The sequence below is a fragment of the Streptomyces litmocidini genome, from assembly GCF_014649755.1.
Classification (GTDB): Bacteria; Actinomycetota; Actinomycetes; order Streptomycetales; family Streptomycetaceae; genus Streptomyces; species Streptomyces litmocidini.
The window spans coordinates 1-1,636 of the sequence record NZ_BMTQ01000060.1; the positions used below are offsets into that span (position 1 = coordinate 1).

At 24.2% G+C, this 1,636-nt stretch carries 3 protein-coding genes and 1 pseudogene; all 4 read left to right on the forward strand.

The window, feature by feature from the left end:
* Nucleotides 1-205: hypothetical protein (locus tag IE180_RS37885; protein WP_229861269.1), on the forward strand; the 205-nt coding region annotated here is incomplete at its 5' end.
* Nucleotides 206-217: 12 nt separating this feature from the next.
* Nucleotides 218-1,015: pseudogene (locus tag IE180_RS37890) on the forward strand (NADH-quinone oxidoreductase subunit 5 family protein).
* A 6-nt stretch (nucleotides 1,016-1,021) separates the two neighbouring features.
* Nucleotides 1,022-1,300 carry a hypothetical protein gene (locus tag IE180_RS37895; RefSeq protein WP_506005105.1) on the forward strand — a complete coding sequence of 93 codons (279 nt, stop codon included), beginning with the start codon at nucleotides 1,022-1,024 and terminating at the stop codon, nucleotides 1,298-1,300.
* 64 nt (nucleotides 1,301-1,364) lie between these two features.
* Nucleotides 1,365-1,595: an ATP synthase subunit C family protein gene (locus IE180_RS37900; RefSeq protein ID WP_189409863.1), complete on the forward strand. Its 231-nt coding sequence runs from the start codon at nucleotides 1,365-1,367 to the stop codon at nucleotides 1,593-1,595.
* Nucleotides 1,596-1,636: the final 41 nt, after the last annotated feature.

The following is a 1,636-nucleotide window of genomic DNA, read 5'->3' on the forward strand; positions in this document are numbered from 1 at the left end:
TTTATCTGCTATATTATTAAATCGTATGGGTGATACTTTATTTGTTATATGTTTAGCATTTATGTTAAATTTATTTCATGCTGTAGATTTTTATACTATAGAATTATTAACACCTCATACAGATACTTTTATATTAAATTTATTAGCTATTATGTTATTAATTGCTGCTACAGCTAAATCTGCTCAATTAGGTTTACATGGTTGATTATTATCAGCGATGGAGGGTCCAACACCTGTAAGTGCTTTATTACATGCTGCTACAATGGTATGTAGTGGAGTATTTGTATTAGTAAGATCATCATTTATTTTAGAATATACACCTTCAATATTATTAACAATATTATGATTAAGTGGATTTACAACATTAATAAGTGGTTTAATAGCAGTAGTAACAAATGATATAAAAAGAGTTATAGCATTATCAACAATGAGTCAATTAGCGATGATGATGTTAGCTATAGGATCAAGTGCTTATGATTTAGCAATTTATCATTTATATTGTCATGCATTCTTTAAAGCATTATTATTTATGTCAGCAGGATCAATAATACATAGTTTTATATCAGAAACACAAGATATGCGTAAATATGGTGGTTTAATAGAATATTTACCATTTAGTTATACTTCTATGGTAGTAGCTTCATTATCATTAATGGCTATACCAGGATTAACAGGTTATTATAGTAAAGATATTATTATAGAATCATTATATGGTACATATACTGTAAGTGGTTATATAATGTATTATATAGCTACAGCATCTGCTACTTTAACTGCTATATATTCTATAAGAGTTTTATATTTAACTTTTTATAATAATCCAAGAAGTAATAAATATACTTATAATTTTATTCATGAAAGTAATCATATGATTATTCCTATGTTTATTTTAGCTATATATAGTATTTTCTTAGGTTATAATAGAGATAATGTTATATTTCATTTAAATTTAGGTTTACCACATACTAATACATTTATAGAAACAGAATTTACTATTCCTTTCTTCTTTAAATGATTACCTATGATTTTAGGTATATCTTTATCTTTAAGTTTAATTTATACTTATGAATTTATTTATAAAATTAATAAATCAAGTATTTATAATTACTTTAACCAACGTATTTATTATGATCAATTATTAAATAATTTAATTATTAGATCTGTTTTAAATTTTGGTGGACGTTTAAATACTTATACTGATAATGGTTTACTTAAAGTATTAGGTTCTACTGGTATTAGTAGATTCTTAATTCATATACCTATTATTTTAATAATTAATTTATTATTCTTATTTTTATAAAAAAAATTTAGGAGAGTAATTAATTATTGAGTTTCTTAGGGCTAGAAATAAATTTATATTAAATATGCAATTAGTATTAGCAGCTAAATATATAGGAGCAGCAATAGCAACTTTAGGATTAGGAGGAGCAGCCATAGGTATCGCTTTAGTATTCGTAGCTTTAATAAATGGAACATCACGTAACCCTTCATTACGTTCAACATTATTCCCTCAAGCAATTTTAGGATTTGCTTTAGCAGAAGCTTGTGGTTTATTCTGTTTAATGATTTCATTCTTATTATTATACGCTGTATAATAGTATATACTTATACATTATCCAATTTTAACAATTATTTT